The organism is Sphingomonas bacterium (genome assembly GCF_028289855.1).
GTDB lineage: Bacteria > Pseudomonadota > Alphaproteobacteria > Sphingomonadales > Sphingomonadaceae > Sphingomonas.
The window spans coordinates 60,111-75,215 of record NZ_JAQGKZ010000055.1 but is presented as its reverse complement, the minus strand read 5'-3'; the positions used below and the strand labels follow the sequence as shown (position 1 = coordinate 75,215).

The following is a 15,105-nucleotide window of genomic DNA, read 5'->3' as shown; positions in this document are numbered from 1 at the left end:
TCCGTGATCTGCAACAGGCGCTTGCCAGCCGTGCAACGCCTCCGCTATCGCGGCGCCCGCTGGTAGGGGCCTGTAGCTCAATTGGTTAGAGCTGACCGCTCATAACGGTTAGGTTGCGGGTTCAAGTCCTGCCGGGCCCACCAGCCGCTTCGATCAATTCCGCCAACCCGCACGGCCGCACGCGCAACCGGTTCAGTTCGGCCAGCACGCGATCCCACCAATCCCAGAACGACCGCAAGTCGGCTGCGTCGCGCACGTACGGCGTGTGCCCCGGAGCCAGTGACGGCGAATGGAACGCGAAGCTGAGCACGCGAAGATCATTGCCGACCGCGACGCGCACTGCCTCCAGCGCCTCGGCGACCGGGATGCCTTCGGGGGTCAGCGGAATGCGCTGGAGCAAGCGCGTGCGCGCGAGCAATGCGCGCCCTTTTGGCATGCGCCCACCCGCTCGATACAGACCCATACCCCCGCCCCGCGCCAGCCCGGTAAACACTGTCGTAGAGGGCAGCTCGATCAACCCGCCGAAATCAAACGCATGATTGCCGACCGCGCCGAAATCGGGGCCGCCCTGGGGCGCATAGTCGAACCCCGGTCGCATCGAGCTGTCGAGACGGTAGCCGCGCTCGGCGAGCAAGTCGAAGGTGTTGAGACCGATCCCGTAGCGTCCGGCGCGATACGCAGTCGGCCTCGCCCCGAACGCGGTGGCGATCGCGTCCGTCAGCGCGTCGAGCTTCGCCGCCTCCAGTTCGCGCGGCAGGTTGCCCGCAAAGCTGTTGCGCGGCGTCAGCGCTTCGTCGAACGGCGGCGTGACCCATGGGTGAAGCTGCGCGCCGACCACGCTGCCGCCGGTGAGCAACGGCCCGATCAAGTCGATCGCCCTGGCATCGGCCGCGACCGGATGGTCGAGCATCAGCGCCAGCGGCACGCCCGCGGCGGCAAAGCGCGCATGCGCATCGGGCAGAGCGCCCACCGCCTCGACCGAGCGGTTGTCGCGCGACAGCGACCCGTTCCAGTCGAACTCCTCCTCGACATCGACGAACACCACGAAGCGCGTGCCGAAATCGGAGGCCCAGGCGATCAGATCGGCGGGCGGTTGCGGGCGGAAGCCGGGTTCCGGGGCGGACTTGTGCGTCACGTCAGTTGGAAGAAAGCTGCCCCACGTCGTGATCCAACGCCGCCGGCAGGCGCAATGTCAAGCGATCCTCGCCAATCGTCAGACCGCCGCCGAGCTCGACCGCGAGCCGGCGCGCCAGCCGCAGCGCGAATCCGGCGCCGAGCAAACTAGCGCCCTCCCCCGGATCCTCGCTGTCGAGCGTGAACAACGCGTCGCCGGGATGCGCCGCGAACGCGCGCGGGCGGTCTATCGTCAGCGCGACCATCTCGCCTTCCGCGCGCGCGCCGACAGCAAGGTGCTCGCCCTGCCCGCTCGCTGCGACGACCAGCCCCATCAACCGGCTGACGATTCGCCCGACAGCGATCTCGTCACCCGCGATGCTCAGGTCTTCCCGCCCCAAACCGATATCGATCGCCGATTTCCGCAGCCGCATCAGCGGTTCGAGGTCGGCGGCGGCGCGCGAGAGCAAGCCGGCAACCGCAACCACACCGGGACGCAACACCAGTGCCTGCTGGTCGAGCCGCGCGGCGGTATCGACGTCTTCGATCGCATCGAGTAGCTCGCGCGTGTTACCACGGATCGCGACGGCCATGTCACGATATACCTCGGGCGTCGGTCCGAGCACTTGCGCTTCGATCATCTCGGCAAAGCCCGAAATCGCGTTGGTCGGTGTGCGCAGTTCGTGGACCAGCGCGCGAAACGCTTCTGCGGTGGGCTGGCTCGCGCGGATCGGTTCGGCGCGCTCGTCGGCGCGCGGGCGGCGGGCGACACCGCGATACCCGGTAAAGCGGCCGCTCGACGGCTCGAACGCGGGCGTCGCCGACATTTGCCAGTCACCGCCAGCGGCCGAGTTGCCCGTCACCACCAACCGTGCATTGGCGAACGGTGCTCGGCGACGGAACGCGCCGGTCACGATGCCATCGACTTGCGCCGAACTGGCGCCGAGCAACACGCCGATCAACGGCTCGCGCGGGATGCCATCGACCCAGCGGATCGTCCCGCTGGCATCGGTTTCAAAACAGAAATGCTCGGCGGGCGCGTCTGGGTCACCGATAATCGGGCGTGGCGGGCGATTGAGGTCGCCGTGATTGCGCTGATACGCGTCGAGTCTGGCGACCAGTTCGGCGATCACGAACGGCCCGGTCGGATCGACCGGCGCGGGATCGTTGGCCGGGACCGCGCGGCGCCCTGCGGCGGGAATGTCCGGCGCGACTCCGTCGGGCCGCGGCAACGCGAAATCGGACGCCCCATAGCTGTCGAGCGCGCGCACCGCCCGCGCCGGAAGATCGCGGCGATGGCGGAGCAACGAGCGCGATGCGGGGGGCAGGTCGGGGATCATCGCCAGCCAATCGCTGGCGTCGAGCCGCGCGGTCGACAGGATCGGCGCGGCGATCGCCGGATCGTCCTCGGCGAACAGCCGCACCAGCCCCGCGGGCGGTGTGGCGAACGCTAGGCTACGCGCGCTCGCGGCACGAACCTGCGGCGGCACCAGCGCGCGAATAGCGCGCAGCCGGTCCAACGCTTCCGGCGTATCGGTCACCCGTCCCCGCCCGATCAAATCGGTGATCTGTCGCCACGCCGACTGCGCGCCGAACGGCGTCGCCATGTCGGCGCCCAGAACCGTGTCGAGGCTGTCGTCGAAGCGCAAGGAACCCCGCTAAGTTGGACGACGCGCCGATCCGCGCCGTAACGATTCCTTAACCGCACAAACCCCCGCTTCAAACGGCCCATTTTGGCGCGTCGCAATGTGGGACGATTGCGTAAGCCCGCAATTATATTATGCTGAGGGACGGCGAAGCGCGCCGAAAAAATCCGGAGAGTGCAGAATGGCGTTGGATCGGATCGACCGGCAGATATTGTCGCTGCTCCAGGCCGATGGACGGATGACCAATGTCGACCTCGCCGACCGCGTCGGGTTGACCGCGCCGCCGTGTCTGCGCCGGGTGCGCGCGCTGGAGGAGGGCGGCGCGATCCAGGGCTATCATGCCGAACTCGACGCGGCGATCCTGGGGTATCCGATTACGGTGTTCGCGATGGTCAGCCTGCGCAGCCAGGCCGAGCGCGATCTGGCGGCGTTCGAGGCGCACGTCGCGACGATCCCGGAAATCCGCGAATGCCACATGCTCAACGGCGAAATCGACTTCATCCTGAAGATCGTCGCGAGCGATCTCAAGGCGTTTCAGGATATCCTGACCACGCACCTGACCCCCGCGCCCAACGTCGCCAGCGTCAAGACCTCGCTGACGATCCGGACCTCGAAGCATCAGCCGGGGATCCCGGTCGGCGAGGAATAAAAAGGGGCGACCATCGCTGGCCGCCCCTCGATAACCCGGTGCCTTCGCTCAGTTCGTCGGCGGATGGTCGAGCCAGATCATCCAGAACGCGGCAATCTCGCTCCGCGGCGCGCCGGTAACTGCGCTGAACGCGGTCTTGGCGCCGGCTTTGTCGCCCGACATCGCCAAAGCGATGCCGAGATGCGTGTTGACCTCATCGGCATTGACCCCGCCCTTGGCGAGCGCCTGGCGATACAGCGCGATCGACTTGGCGTAATCGGACCGGCCGAGATAGGCGTCGGCGGTCTGCGCCGAGAGCGGACCGGTCGGCGACGCCGCCGCCTTGCGCTCGAGCGCGTCGAACGATCCCTCGGCTATGATCGCCCTGCCGGCCATCGCCGCCAGTTCCTTGACGGTGACGCTCGGCACCGCAGGAATCTTGCCTGTCGCCTTGCCTTCATCGATCACCAGCTTGGCTTCGTCCGGCAGGCCCACATCGGTCACATATTGGGCGTATTGCTCGTAATCGGTCTGGTCGGCCAGCGCCTTGGTCTGGCGCATCAACCGGAACAGATCGATCTGCTGGCGCTTGTCGAGCTTGGCGACCGGCTTGGCGCTGATCCCGTAGAACAGGATCGCGTTGCGCCATGTCGCAGCGCTCGGATACGTCGTGACCCATCGTTGCAGCCACTTGAGCGTATCGGCCTTGAGTCCGGCCCGGCTCGATTGGTCGATCGCGTACCGGTACAAATCCTCGCTCTGCGGCTTACCGCTTGCGTACAGGCTGTCGAAATCGGCCATCCCGCCAGCAACGTTGCCGCCCTGAATCTTGGTCTTGGCGAGATACAGCGGCAGATTGGCTTCGGTCGATCCGTGGGTCTGCGCGGCGGTGAACAATTGCGTCGCGAGCGCCCAGTTCTTCTGGTCATAGGCGATCGTCGCGCGGCTGAACTCGAATTTGGGCCGCATGTCCGCTGGCGTGTTGGCATTGGCGATCAGCGCGTCGAGCGGCGCGATCATAGGCGTCGGATCGAACGCGCCGTTGGTGCCCGTCGAGGCTCTGCCGATCTTTTCCGACACCAAAGCATAGCGCAGGTAGGAGCCGAGATACTTTTCGTAATCGGTCTTCGCCGCGGTCTCGACCTCGACAACCGCAGCTTCCAGCGCGACGATATCCTTGGCCGCGGAGGCGGCCTTCGCCTTCTCGACGGCCAGGCCGACTTCCTTGCTGACCGTATTGCCGGCCGGCTTGGCTTCCTCCTTCTTGGCGAAAGCCGCGGGCGCGAACGTCACGCCGGCCATCGTGGCCAGGGCCGCAGTCAGCACGGCGGTCGAAATCCTCTTCATCAAACTCTCCTCATGGGGCGCCCGGCCCTTCGCTACCGCTCTAATCAGCGCGCGTCCGACGTTCAAGGCGCATGGCGGGCGAATGACCGATTCGGGCTGAACGCGGATTGAATGGTGCGTCTGCCGGGCGCCCGATTTCCTCGCGCGCGTACCCGCGCGCACGCGTGACATCGACAGCCGGAGCGCCTATACCGTCACACATCCGCAACATCACCTGAAAGCACCGCTAAATTGACCGACGAGACGATCCTCGCCGACCCTTCGGACATTACCCCCATCTCCATCGTCGAGGAGATGAAAACGAGCTACCTCGACTATGCGATGAGCGTGATCGTCGCGCGCGCGCTGCCCGACGTGCGCGACGGGTTGAAGCCGGTCCACCGCCGCATCCTGTTCTCCGCGCAGGAAAGCGGATTCTTCTACAACCGCCCGTACCGCAAGTCGGCGCGCATCGTCGGCGACGTGATCGGTAAGTATCACCCGCACGGCGACAGCTCGATCTACGAAGCGCTGGCGCGCATGACCCAGGACTGGGCGATGCGGCTGCCGCTGATCGACGGTCAGGGCAATTTCGGGTCGATGGACCCCGACCCCGCCGCCGCGATGCGCTACACCGAGGCGCGGCTCGCCAGGTCGGCCGGGTTCCTGATGGAGGATCTCGACAAGGACACGGTCGATTTCGTCCCGAACTACGACGGGTCGGAAAACGAACCGTCGGTGCTGCCCGCGCGCTTCCCCAATTTGCTGGTCAACGGCGCCGGCGGAATCGCGGTCGGCATGGCGACCAACATCCCGCCGCACAATCTGGGCGAAGTGATCGACGCGTGCCTCGCGTACATGGACAATGGCGCGATCACGACCGAGGAATTGATGGAGATCGTCCCCAGTCCCGATTTCCCGACCGGCGCTATCATCCTGGGGCGCAGCGGCGCGCGATCGGCGTACGAGACCGGGCGCGGATCGATCGTCCTGCGCTCACGCTACGAGATCGAGGAAGGGCGCGGCGACCGGCGCTCGATCGTACTCACCGAAATTCCCTATCAGCAGGGAAAGAACGCGCTGGTCGAAAAGATCGCCGAAGCCGCCAAGGACAAGCGGATCGAAGGCGTCGCCGACATTCGCGACGAATCGAGCCGCAAGGGCGTGCGCGTCGTCATCGACCTGAAGCGCGATGCGACTCCGGAGGTGGTGCTCAACCAATTGTGGCGGCACACACCGGCGCAAGGGTCGTTCCCGGCGAACATGCTGGCGATCCGCGGCGGGCGGCCCGAATTGCTCAACCTGCGCGATTTCATCCAGGCGTTCATCCAGTTCCGCGAACAGGTCATCACGCGCCGCGCCAAGTTCGAGCTCGCGAAGGCGCGCGACCGGGCGCATTTGTTGCTCGGGCTGGTCATCGCGGTCACCAACCTCGACGAGGTCGTGCGCATCATCCGCGGGTCGGCGAGCCCGGCAGAAGCGCGCAACGCGTTGCTCATGCGCGAATGGCCGATCGCCGAGATCGCGCAGTACATCAAGCTGGTCGAAGCGGTCGAAGCCGAGATCACCGGCGACATCTATCGCCTGTCCGACCTTCAGGTCCGCGCGATCCTCGACCTGCGGCTGCATCGCCTGACCGCGCTCGGTCGCGACGAGATCGGCGGCGAGCTCAAGACGCTGGCCGATTCGATCGCCGAACTGCTCGCGATCCTCGCCGACCGCGCCAAGCTTTACGAAGTTATGCGCGAGGAACTGGTCGAAGTCCGCGCATTGTTCGCGACGCCGCGCCGCAGCGAGATCGCCAACGCCGCCGACGGGATCGACGACGAGGATCTGATCGAGCGCGAGGAGATGGTCGTCACCGTCACCGTGCAGGGGTATATCAAGCGCACCAGCCTCGACACGTTCCGCGCGCAGCATCGCGGCGGCAAGGGCCGCGCCGGGATGGCGACCAAGGACGAGGACGCGGTCACCGAACTATTCGTTACCAGCACGCACACGCCGGTGCTGTTCTTCTCGACGCTCGGCCGCGTATACCGGATGAAGGTCTGGCGGCTACCCGAGGGCGGGCCGGCAACTCGCGGGCGACCGATGATCAACCTGCTGCCGCTGGCCGAGGGAGAGACGATCTCCACCGTCTTGCCGTTGCCCGAGGACGAAAATGAATGGGGCAAGCTCCACGTCATGTTCGCCACCGCCAAGGGCAGCGTGCGGCGCAATTCGATGGATGCCTTCGCCAGCATCCGCACTGCCGGCAAGATCGCGATGAAGTTCGAAGGCGTCGACGAGGACGACCGGCTGATCGGCGTCGCGCTGCTCGATGCCGAGGACGACGTGCTGCTGGCGACTCGCCAGGGCAAGGCGATCCGCTTCACCGGCACCGAGGTACGCGAGTTCCAGAGCCGCGATTCGACCGGCGTTCGCGGCATGCGGCTGAGCAAGGGCGACGAAGTGATTTCGCTGTCGATCCTGCACAAGGTCGGCGTCGCGGATCAGGAAGAACGCGAAGATTATCTCCGCCACGCCGCATGGAAGGCCGAGGATACCGAAGGCGTCCGCGCGCCGCGCAAGATGGACGACGAACGCTTCGCCTATCTGGGCGAGCGCGAGCAGTTCATCCTTACGGTCTGCGGCAATGGCTACGGCAAGCTGTCCTCGGCGTACGAGTATCGCCGCACCGGGCGCGGTGGTCAGGGCATCACCAACATCGACAACATTAAGCGTAACGGCCCGGTCGTCGCCAGTTTCCCGGCGACGAAGGGCGATCAGCTGATGCTGGTCACCGACCAGGCCAAGCTGATCCGCATGGCGCTCGATTCGATGCGGGTGATCGGGCGCAATTCGGCCGGCGTGAAGCTGTTCAACGTCGCCGACGACGAGCATGTCGTGTCCGCCGCGAAAATCGAGGAAAGCGACGAGGAAGAGGTAGTCGAGGGTGAATTGCCCGATGACGCTACCCCAGAAGGCGGCGAGACCGAGGCGTGACCGATCGGCCGCTCGTCGCGTACAAGGTGCTGACCGCCGATCAGATGCACGCGCTCGAGGCCGATACGTTTGCGGGTGCGCCGGTCGATCTGGCCGACGGGTACATCCACCTGTCGACCGCGGCGCAGTTGACCGAAACGGTCGACAAGCATTTCGCCGGACAGACCGATCTGTCGGTCGCCGCGATCGACCTGGAAGCACTCGGCGGTGCGGTGAAGTGGGAGGAATCGCGCGGCGGCGCGCTTTTTCCGCATATCTACGGCGCGATGCCGCTCGAGATAGTGATCGCCTATGGCCCGCTGGAGCGCGACGACGATGGTACTGTCCGGCTACCGGTGGCCGGTTAGTCTAGCCGCGCTGGCGCTGCTCGGCGCGAGCACGGGGCGGGCTGCATCGCAATATCGTCCTGCCATGCCCAACGGCTGTCCGGCCGACGGCAAATGGGCGCGCGAGGGCGATTGGGCGTGGGAATGCCGCTATCGCGCCGACAATGAGCGGCTGATCGCGGCCAAGACGAAGATCGATGTCGTGTTCATGGGCGATTCGATCACCGAAGGCTGGGCGATCGCCGACCCGTCATTCTTCGGGCCCGGACGCGTCGATCGCGGGATTAGTGGGCAGACCAGCCCGCAGATACTCGACCGGTTCACCCCCGACGTGCTGCGGCTCCACCCACGCGTTGTTCATGTCATAGCGGGGACCAACGACATTGCCGGTAACACCGGCGCAATGACGCTCGAATGGACCGAGAACGTCATTCGCAACATGGCCGAACATGCGCGCGCCGCCGGTATCCGCGTCGTGATCGGGTCGGTGCTGCCCGCAAGAGTCTTCGGCTGGAAAAAGGAAAAGCGGCCGGCGGTCGCGATTGCGACGCTCAATCGCTGGCTGCACGATTATGCCGATCGACGCGGCTTCACCTACGCCGATTATTATACGGCGATGGCTGAGAGCGACGGCGGCATGCCCGCGAGGCTGTCGCGTGACGGTGTCCATCCCAACAAAGCCGGCTATGCGATCATGCGGCCGATTGCCGAGGCAGCGATCGCAAAGGCGCTCGCGCGCTAGGGGATCAAATCCACGACCTCCGCCCCCGCCCCTTCCTCACGCAACAGCATCGTGCGGTGGCAATGACGCGGGTCGCGTTCGAAGCATAACAGGGCGGAGGGCTTTTCCGCCGCCAAATCGCGCATCTTCGCGGCTTCGGCCTGCGCCTCGGGCAGTTCGAGCTGGCCGGCATAGACCGCCTCCATCGTCCGCCAGTCGCCTTTCTTGGCGGCATCACGGCCCGGCTTGGGCGTACCGAGCGCCTTGAGATGAACATAGCCGATCCCCGCCTCCTTCAACGTTGCGGCGAGCGAATTCTTCGAAAATCCCGGACGGCGCGACAGCGGGAGCGCGCGGACGTCGATGACTTGTTCGACGCCCGCATCCTTCAACGCGGTCAGGAACGCGTCCATCGTCGTAGCCTCATAGCCGATGGTGAAGATCGTCATTGTCTACTCCCCGCCAACGCCGCCGCAAGCACCGGCGCGATGACCGCTCGGTTGGCGGTCATGCTCGCATGGTTACGATCGACGAACAGCCGCCAAGGTTCGGGATAGGCGCAAAACGCGGTGGATAGATCCACCACCATCACCCCGCTCAACGGCACGCGCGCGGGCGGGCAGTCGAACCGCAGCGGTGGACGCCCCCATTGCTCGCGTATCGCGCTGTCGGTCGGCACATCGACGCCGGGGTACGGTACGCCAGCCAGCACGATGATCCGCCGGCCGCCCAGCGCTGTGACGATCGATTGAACTCCGCGCCAGAGCCGCTCGCGACCGCTCATTTCATAGCTGTGCCACAGCGCCGTAAGGACAATTGTGGTGATGTGCGGCCGTTGCTGAAGCCATGCCAGAATCGCGCGGTTGCGTTTGGCGCAACCCTCGCTCACTCCCGCCGACGGATCGATTACCGGTGGGCAACCCCCACTCGAAACTACGGCGCTCGGAACGCCCAGTGCGGCGGCAATCCCGGCCGAATCGGTTGCCGCATGGCTGTCGCCCCAGATCAAGGCGGTCGGCAATCCGCGTCCCACCAAGCACTTGCCGTCGATGTCAGCGAATGCGGTATGAAAGCACTTGCGGGCCAGTGGTGCGTAGTCGTCAGCTTGCGCCAGCATGACGCGAGCGCGCGGCGTGAAACGCTCGGGTACACCTGCCCAAATCAGGCCGACGACGGCGATGGCGGTGACGACTGCGGCGCCTCCCGCCACTATCGCTGCCACCGCGCCAAACCGGACGGTGCCGCGCCGCGCCGGCTGTTCGACCCAGCGGTAGGTGATCCAGGCCATTGCGATCGAGACAGCGATCCCCGCGAGCGACCAGGCAACGGGCAGTTTGTCGTCGATCCACCATCGCTGCAGGAAGGCGAAGATCGGCCAGTGCCACAAATACAGCGAATAGCTGATCCGGCCGACCCAAACGAACGGCGACAATCCCAGCGCGCGATTGACCGGTGCGCCGGGCCCGCTGCCGATCAACAACATCGCGCCGACCGCCGGGGCCGCTACGGCCCACAACGGCGACACGCCTTGACCCTCCAACAGCGCGATGCTCGCCGCGATCATCGCGATTCCGATGACGGAAGCCGCCGCCCGCAAGCGCGCTGGCACGGCGATCGTCTCGACCGCCAGCATCGCGCCCAAGCCCAGCTCCCAGGCGCGCCCAGGCAGAAGATAGAATGTCGCTATGGGCGCGCGCGTCGTGCCGATCACGCACAGCGCGAAGGACAGGACCACAACCAACACGATCGCCGGGCGCACGACACGAAAACGCGCGGCGATCATCAGGAACAGCGGGAAGATCAGGTAGAACTGCTCTTCGATGCCCAACGACCAGGTGTGGAGCAAGGGCGGCGGTGCCCGCTTCGCGATGGCGAAATAATCGCCGCCGCCGACGTAGGCGAAAAAGATGTTGGGGATCATCGCCAGCGCGGCGATGGCCGATCGACACTGCTTCACCAGTTCGTCGGGGACCATCAACAGATACCCGACCGCAAGGGTAAAGATCAGGACGACCACGAGCGCCGGGGCGATGCGGCGAAACCGGCGGCGATAGAAATGGCCGAAGCTGAACGACCCCGTGGCTAGATCGCCGCTGATGATCCGGGTGATCAGATAGCCCGAGATGACGAAGAATATATCGACTCCGACAAAGCCGCCGGACGCGCCGGGCAAGCCGCTGTGGAACCAGACCACGGGCAGGATCGCAAGCGCGCGTAGTCCATCGATATCCGCGCGATAGCCCGGCTTGCTGCTCTCGCTGCCCCCTGACGCTGCTTCAAAGGCGATGGTGGAGTTCCTCATCCGCTTTCCACCGCAGTAACGTCGTCACCGCGCCCCAGGCTATCAACGCCTGCCCGCCGAAATAGAGCGGCCAGATCAGCAAGTGTAGCAACGGCGATGCGGCTAGCGGCCCCAGCTTTGCGAATATCAGCAGGTCGGATGCCGCGAACATCACGGCACCGATCCCAAGGCGATAACGCGGAAAGGTGCTCGCCCAGGCACTGCCCGCCATCGCCCCTAGTCCGAGCGCGTACACCGCGATCAGCGGTGCGGCGGCGCGATCGGCGGGAAGCAGGAATGCGATCAGCGGCGTGCCGACCAGCAGGAGCAATGCCAGCGCGGTCTGGCTTGGCGTCCGCTTCATCCGGTGATGACGCCAGTACAGCGCTGCAGCGACGATGTGCCCGGCGAGGAAAGCCCCGCCCCCGCCCGCCTGGCTGCGTTCGAGCACCACATCCCCCAGCGCGCCAAGCGCCAGCACGGCCGCAATCTGCCACCCGTCGCGATTGCGCGCGTTGAGCGCCGCCCACAGCGCGAGCAGCCCGACGCCGCTGCCCTTCCACGCCATCGGCAACAGCGCCGGCTCGGTGTGTTGCCCGCCGATCCAATAGCTCACGCCTGCAACCAAAGCAGCGACAAACAGAAGAGGAAACTTCGGAGCGGCCGATGACATGGCGCGTACGATGGGCCAGCTCCCTTTTCGCCGCAAGTCCCGATCGACCGCTTGACTCCAAATCGCTCAACAGTTATTTCTGAAATTACAGAAAGAGTCGATATGACCGCGATCGACCATCCCGATGCCAAGGCCTTCATCCTCCATTGGGGGGAAATGGGGACGCACTGGGGCGTCAACCGCTCGGTCGCGCAGGTTCATGCGCTGCTCTACCTCTCCGACCGACCGCTCGACGCCGACACGATCGTCAACGCGCTCGGCTTGGCCCGCTCGAACGTGTCGACCGCGCTCAAGGAATTGCAGGCCTATTCGATCGTCCGCCGCGTCCATGTCGAGGGCGACCGCCGCGACCATTTTGCCGCCGAGACCGATTTGTGGGAAATGCTGCTGCGCATCGCCGCCGAGCGCAAGCGGCGCGAAGTCGACCCGACCATCGCGCTCCTCGCCGAATTGTCCGAGCGACTCGCCGCCGACAAGAAGGCGCCCGAGCATGTCCGCCAGCGCGTCGGGCGGATGTACGAGTTCATCTGGACGCTGTCATCCTGGTACGACCAGGTCCGCGTGCTGCCCAAACCGACGCTCGTCACATTGATGAAACTTGGCGGCCGAGTCGCCAAGCTGATCCCCGGCAAGCGCAAGGGCTGACGGCGATGGATCACGCCCACCCTCCGCCGCGTTCTTACGCCCGATAATTTCTGTTTTTCCTGAAATCCCCGAATATACGGAGGTTATGATGATCGAGACGATCTATGGCGCCTATCTGCTGATCACCATCGCGATCACGATCTGGGTCGCGCGCACCTTGTCGAAGAACGGCATCGTGTTCCTGATGCAATGCTTCGGCCAGAACGAGACGCTGGCGAAATCGACCAATCACTTGCTGGTCGTCGGCTTCTATCTCGTCAATATCGGCTTCATCACACTGACGCTGAACCTGGGCGACGAGCCGACCACGATGGGCGGCGCGATCCGCTTCCTGTCGAGCAAGGTCGGGCTGGCGGTGCTGGTGCTCGGCGCGATGCACTTCTTCAACATGGGCGCGATCGCGCAATTCGGGCGCAAGGTGAACAGCTGGCTCGACGACCGTAACCTCGCGAACCTGCGCGCCGCAGCGTTGCGCGGCGAAGTCGTCGCGTGACGATCGAGACCAAAGAAAGCCCGGTGATCGTTTCAATGTCGCCGGGTTGGGGTTGCGCAGCAGCCCTGGCGATCTTCAACACCATATTCATGGGACTGCTAGCGCTGGCATTCGCCAGCGGAGGTTATTCATCTTGGCAGCAAGACCTGTGGTATCGTTACGGTTCTTTGGCGTTCGTGTTGATTGGTGCCCTCGTTCCGGGGGCAATTCTGATTGTCCGCGGGCGTCGATCAGCAAGAGCGGTGATCGCCGTTACCCTGTGGATGATCGTTGTTCTGATCATGTGGGCCGGCTTCGTATTCAATTCGGGCGGAGGCGTGTGAACGGGTCTGCACGGCAACGACCGGCCTGCACAACTTAACGATTTTTTCGCCCAATCTCCGGCAGATGGCTGGAAACGGGAGCGATGATGGACAGCGTCGAACTTGAGGCTGCGGTAAAATCGGGCGTGATCTCGCCGGAAATCGCGCGCGATTTACGCAACTTCAGCGCGGAGCAGCGCCAGACGCCGCTCGCCGACGAGGAACGGTTCGGGCTGGTCGGCGGGCTCGCCGACGTGATGACCGCCGCCGGGCTGTTGCTGCTCCTAGGTGGCGTCGCGTTCGCCTTCGCGTTCCTGCCGCTGCTCGCGATCGTCATCGTGCTGGGTGCGAGTTGGGCCTTCGCCGAGCATTTCACGCGCCAGCGCCGGATGACGTTGACCAGTTTCGTACTGTTCGGCGCGTTCGTGGTAGCGGCGCTGGTCGGGCTGATATCGGTGGCCAACCTGTTTCCGGCATCAGGCGGATGGCCCGGTTCGCCGTTTGGGTGGACGGCGTTGTCGCCGCTCGGCGCGCTGATCGTGTCGTTCGGCACCGCGATGATCAGTGCGCTCTACTGGCTGCGGTTCAAGCTGCCGTTCGCTTATATGACGGCGGCGGTCGCGGCAGTGAACGTCGGCGTTCACATCGTTCATTTGCTGACGCCGAATGCATCGGCGGGCGTGGTCAGCTTCATGCTGCTGTTGGTCGGGCTGTGGCTGTTCGCGATCGCGATGTGGTGGGACATGTCGGACGTGCGCCGTGAGACTCGCCGCGCCGACATCGCGTTCTGGATGCACTGGGCGGCGGGATATCAGGTTGCCGGGGCCAGCTTTCGGCTGTTGCTTGGCGTGACCGGCGGATCGGCCGGCTGGGAGCGGCTCAACGCGTTTACAACGCAGCCCGCCGATGGCGGCGCGGCGATTGCGGTGATCTGCCTGTTCGCGTTTTTCTGCTTCGTCGCCTTGGTCATCGACCGGCGGTCGCTGCTGATGTCGAGTCTGATCTACGTCGTGCCAGCGACCGCGACGCTGATGGGTGCGTTGCAATCGACGACGATGACGATCACCGCGATGCTGACCGGCGGGTTCCTGGTGGTGCTCGCCGCCTATTGGCGCCAGGCGCGGGAGTTGGTGCTCGCTCGGTTACCCGATCACGTCCGCGCGCAATTGCCGCGCACCGATCTGTCTTTCGCCAAGCCCCGACCCGTCGCCTAGCGGATGTCTTTGTAGCCCATGGTGGCGGGCTTGCCGCGGAAGACAATCGAGAAGAAATTGATGAAATAGATGCTCGCCATCTTGATGAAGCCCTGCTTCTTCATCCGCCGTCCGGAAGTCGGCATGACGAAGCGCGGCGAGAACAGCACCTTGCCCTGTTTTTGCGCGCGCTTGGCGATGTCGACGTCCTCACCGTAAAATTCGATTGAGGCATCGAACCCGCCCATCTTCTCCAGCACATCGCGGCGGATCGCGAAATTGCCGCCGACCAGCATGTAGCCGATGATGCTGTAGAGCGGCCGCGCCGCGACGAACCAGCCGGCGGAGACAGCGTTGCGCAGACCGTTGAGGTCGTAGAAACTGTAGGGACCCGACAGGCAGGCAAGCTCCGGATTCTTGCCGAATTGCTCCCAGATCTGCTCGATCCACCCCGCCGGCGGATGCGTATCGGCATCGACATAGGCGATGATGTCGCCACTAGCGGTCAGGAAGCCGCGCTGGCGCGCCCGAGTGATCCCCTTTTCGGCTTCGAACACATAGGTCACACCGGGATAGCGCTCGGCAACCGCCTTCGTCCCATCGGTGCTGTTATTGTCGACGACGATGATCTCCATCGCCTTACCCGCGACGTTCGCCATCACCGCGTCGAGACAGGCTGGGAGATAGTCCTGTTCGTTATAGGCGGGAATAACGAGGCTGATCGTCGGCCTTGCAGGAGTCTCGGCGGGCATGGCAGCCGCTAGTGCCGCAAT

General features: G+C 65.0%; 15 protein-coding genes and 1 tRNA gene. 9 read left to right on the top strand and 7 right to left on the bottom strand.

Going from position 1 to position 15,105, the window contains the following annotated elements:
- Positions 1–66 precede the first annotated feature (66 nt).
- A tRNA-Ile gene (locus JWM94_RS05715) sits at positions 67–143 on the top strand.
- On the opposite strand, the gene JWM94_RS05710 is transcribed toward JWM94_RS05715, so the two are convergent.
- Together JWM94_RS05710 and JWM94_RS05705 are read right to left on the bottom strand one after the other, a co-directional pair.
- Positions 122–1,135 (bottom strand): polysaccharide deacetylase family protein, encoded by a 1,014-nt coding sequence (locus JWM94_RS05710; protein ID WP_299423182.1) that lies wholly within the window; start codon positions 1,133–1,135, stop codon positions 122–124. The two genes, JWM94_RS05715 and JWM94_RS05710, sit on opposite strands and share 22 nt — an antisense overlap.
- A 1-nt stretch (position 1,136) precedes the next feature.
- Positions 1,137–2,762 (bottom strand): sensor histidine kinase, encoded by a 1,626-nt coding sequence (locus tag JWM94_RS05705; protein ID WP_367185869.1) that lies wholly within the window; start codon positions 2,760–2,762, stop codon positions 1,137–1,139.
- 178 nt (positions 2,763–2,940) lie between these two features.
- Here JWM94_RS05705 and JWM94_RS05700 point away from each other — a divergent pair, with 178 nt between their 5' ends.
- Positions 2,941–3,408: an Lrp/AsnC family transcriptional regulator gene (locus JWM94_RS05700; RefSeq protein WP_299423178.1), complete on the top strand. Its 468-nt coding sequence runs from the start codon at positions 2,941–2,943 to the stop codon at positions 3,406–3,408.
- A 48-nt stretch (positions 3,409–3,456) separates the two neighbouring features.
- Here the strand turns inward: JWM94_RS05700 and JWM94_RS05695 are convergent, their stop codons facing one another.
- Entirely contained in the window at positions 3,457–4,734 is a 1,278-nt protein-coding gene (locus tag JWM94_RS05695; RefSeq protein ID WP_299423174.1) for a hypothetical protein, read from the bottom strand.
- A 231-nt stretch (positions 4,735–4,965) separates the two neighbouring features.
- Here JWM94_RS05695 and gyrA point away from each other — a divergent pair, with 231 nt between their 5' ends.
- Genes gyrA through JWM94_RS05680 form a run of 3 tightly spaced genes read left to right on the top strand, consistent with a single transcriptional unit; the run spans position 4,966 to position 8,766 of the window.
- Positions 4,966–7,698: a DNA gyrase subunit A gene (gene gyrA / locus JWM94_RS05690; RefSeq protein WP_299423169.1), complete on the top strand. Its 2,733-nt coding sequence runs from the start codon at positions 4,966–4,968 to the stop codon at positions 7,696–7,698.
- Complete coding sequence (locus tag JWM94_RS05685) at positions 7,695–8,045, top strand: DUF952 domain-containing protein (RefSeq protein WP_299423166.1); 351 nt, start codon at positions 7,695–7,697, stop codon at positions 8,043–8,045. The genes gyrA and JWM94_RS05685 overlap by 4 nt, the downstream gene beginning before the upstream one ends.
- Positions 7,990–8,766 (top strand): GDSL-type esterase/lipase family protein, encoded by a 777-nt coding sequence (locus JWM94_RS05680; RefSeq protein WP_299423163.1) that lies wholly within the window; start codon positions 7,990–7,992, stop codon positions 8,764–8,766. The genes JWM94_RS05685 and JWM94_RS05680 overlap by 56 nt, the downstream gene beginning before the upstream one ends.
- Here JWM94_RS05680 and JWM94_RS05675 read toward each other — a convergent pair.
- From JWM94_RS05675 to JWM94_RS05665, 3 genes are read right to left on the bottom strand one after another with little or no spacing between them, the layout of a single operon-like run.
- Positions 8,763–9,194, bottom strand: coding sequence for a DUF488 family protein (locus JWM94_RS05675; protein WP_299423158.1), 432 nt, complete (start codon positions 9,192–9,194; stop codon positions 8,763–8,765). The genes JWM94_RS05680 and JWM94_RS05675 overlap by 4 nt on opposite strands.
- Entirely contained in the window at positions 9,191–11,047 is a 1,857-nt protein-coding gene (locus JWM94_RS05670) for an acyltransferase family protein (RefSeq protein WP_299423155.1), read from the bottom strand. Before JWM94_RS05670 ends, JWM94_RS05675 begins: the two co-directional genes overlap by 4 nt.
- The gene (locus tag JWM94_RS05665) at positions 11,022–11,642 is read right to left on the bottom strand and encodes a lysoplasmalogenase family protein (RefSeq protein ID WP_299423152.1); all 621 of its coding nucleotides are present in this window, start codon (positions 11,640–11,642) and stop codon (positions 11,022–11,024) included. Before JWM94_RS05665 ends, JWM94_RS05670 begins: the two co-directional genes overlap by 26 nt.
- 159 nt (positions 11,643–11,801) lie before the next feature.
- Between JWM94_RS05665 and JWM94_RS05660 the strand changes: the two genes are divergently transcribed.
- The 4 genes from JWM94_RS05660 (at position 11,802) to JWM94_RS05645 (ending at position 14,353) form a co-directional block, all read left to right on the top strand.
- A complete protein-coding gene (locus JWM94_RS05660; RefSeq protein WP_299423147.1) occupies positions 11,802–12,344 on the top strand; it encodes a MarR family transcriptional regulator in 543 nt (180 codons plus the stop codon).
- Positions 12,345–12,432: 88 nt separating this feature from the next.
- Positions 12,433–12,837: a hypothetical protein gene (locus JWM94_RS05655; RefSeq protein ID WP_299423144.1), complete on the top strand. Its 405-nt coding sequence runs from the start codon at positions 12,433–12,435 to the stop codon at positions 12,835–12,837.
- Positions 12,834–13,160 (top strand): hypothetical protein, encoded by a 327-nt coding sequence (locus JWM94_RS05650; RefSeq protein WP_299423141.1) that lies wholly within the window; start codon positions 12,834–12,836, stop codon positions 13,158–13,160. Before JWM94_RS05655 ends, JWM94_RS05650 begins: the two co-directional genes overlap by 4 nt.
- Before the next feature lie 83 nt (positions 13,161–13,243).
- On the top strand, positions 13,244–14,353 hold the full coding sequence (locus JWM94_RS05645; RefSeq protein ID WP_299423138.1) for a hypothetical protein: 1,110 nt from the start codon (positions 13,244–13,246) through the stop codon (positions 14,351–14,353).
- Here the strand turns inward: JWM94_RS05645 and JWM94_RS05640 are convergent.
- A complete protein-coding gene (locus JWM94_RS05640) occupies positions 14,350–15,084 on the bottom strand; it encodes a glycosyltransferase (RefSeq protein ID WP_299423134.1) in 735 nt (244 codons plus the stop codon). The genes JWM94_RS05645 and JWM94_RS05640 overlap by 4 nt on opposite strands.
- Positions 15,085–15,105: the final 21 nt, after the last annotated feature.

Coding starts and splice junctions, on each gene's coding strand:
- JWM94_RS05700 (WP_299423178.1), top strand. CDS start 2,941: ATGGCGTTGGATCGGATCGACCGGCAGATATTGTCGCTGCTCCAGGCC.
- JWM94_RS05645 (WP_299423138.1), top strand. CDS start 13,244: ATGATGGACAGCGTCGAACTTGAGGCTGCGGTAAAATCGGGCGTGATC.
- JWM94_RS05660 (WP_299423147.1), top strand. CDS start 11,802: ATGACCGCGATCGACCATCCCGATGCCAAGGCCTTCATCCTCCATTGG.
- JWM94_RS05670 (WP_299423155.1), bottom strand. CDS start 11,047: ATGAGGAACTCCACCATCGCCTTTGAAGCAGCGTCAGGGGGCAGCGAG.
- JWM94_RS05695 (WP_299423174.1), bottom strand. CDS start 4,734: ATGAAGAGGATTTCGACCGCCGTGCTGACTGCGGCCCTGGCCACGATG.
- JWM94_RS05640 (WP_299423134.1), bottom strand. CDS start 15,084: ATGCCCGCCGAGACTCCTGCAAGGCCGACGATCAGCCTCGTTATTCCC.
- JWM94_RS05655 (WP_299423144.1), top strand. CDS start 12,433: ATGATCGAGACGATCTATGGCGCCTATCTGCTGATCACCATCGCGATC.
- JWM94_RS05675 (WP_299423158.1), bottom strand. CDS start 9,194: ATGACGATCTTCACCATCGGCTATGAGGCTACGACGATGGACGCGTTC.
- JWM94_RS05680 (WP_299423163.1), top strand. CDS start 7,990: ATGGCCCGCTGGAGCGCGACGACGATGGTACTGTCCGGCTACCGGTGG.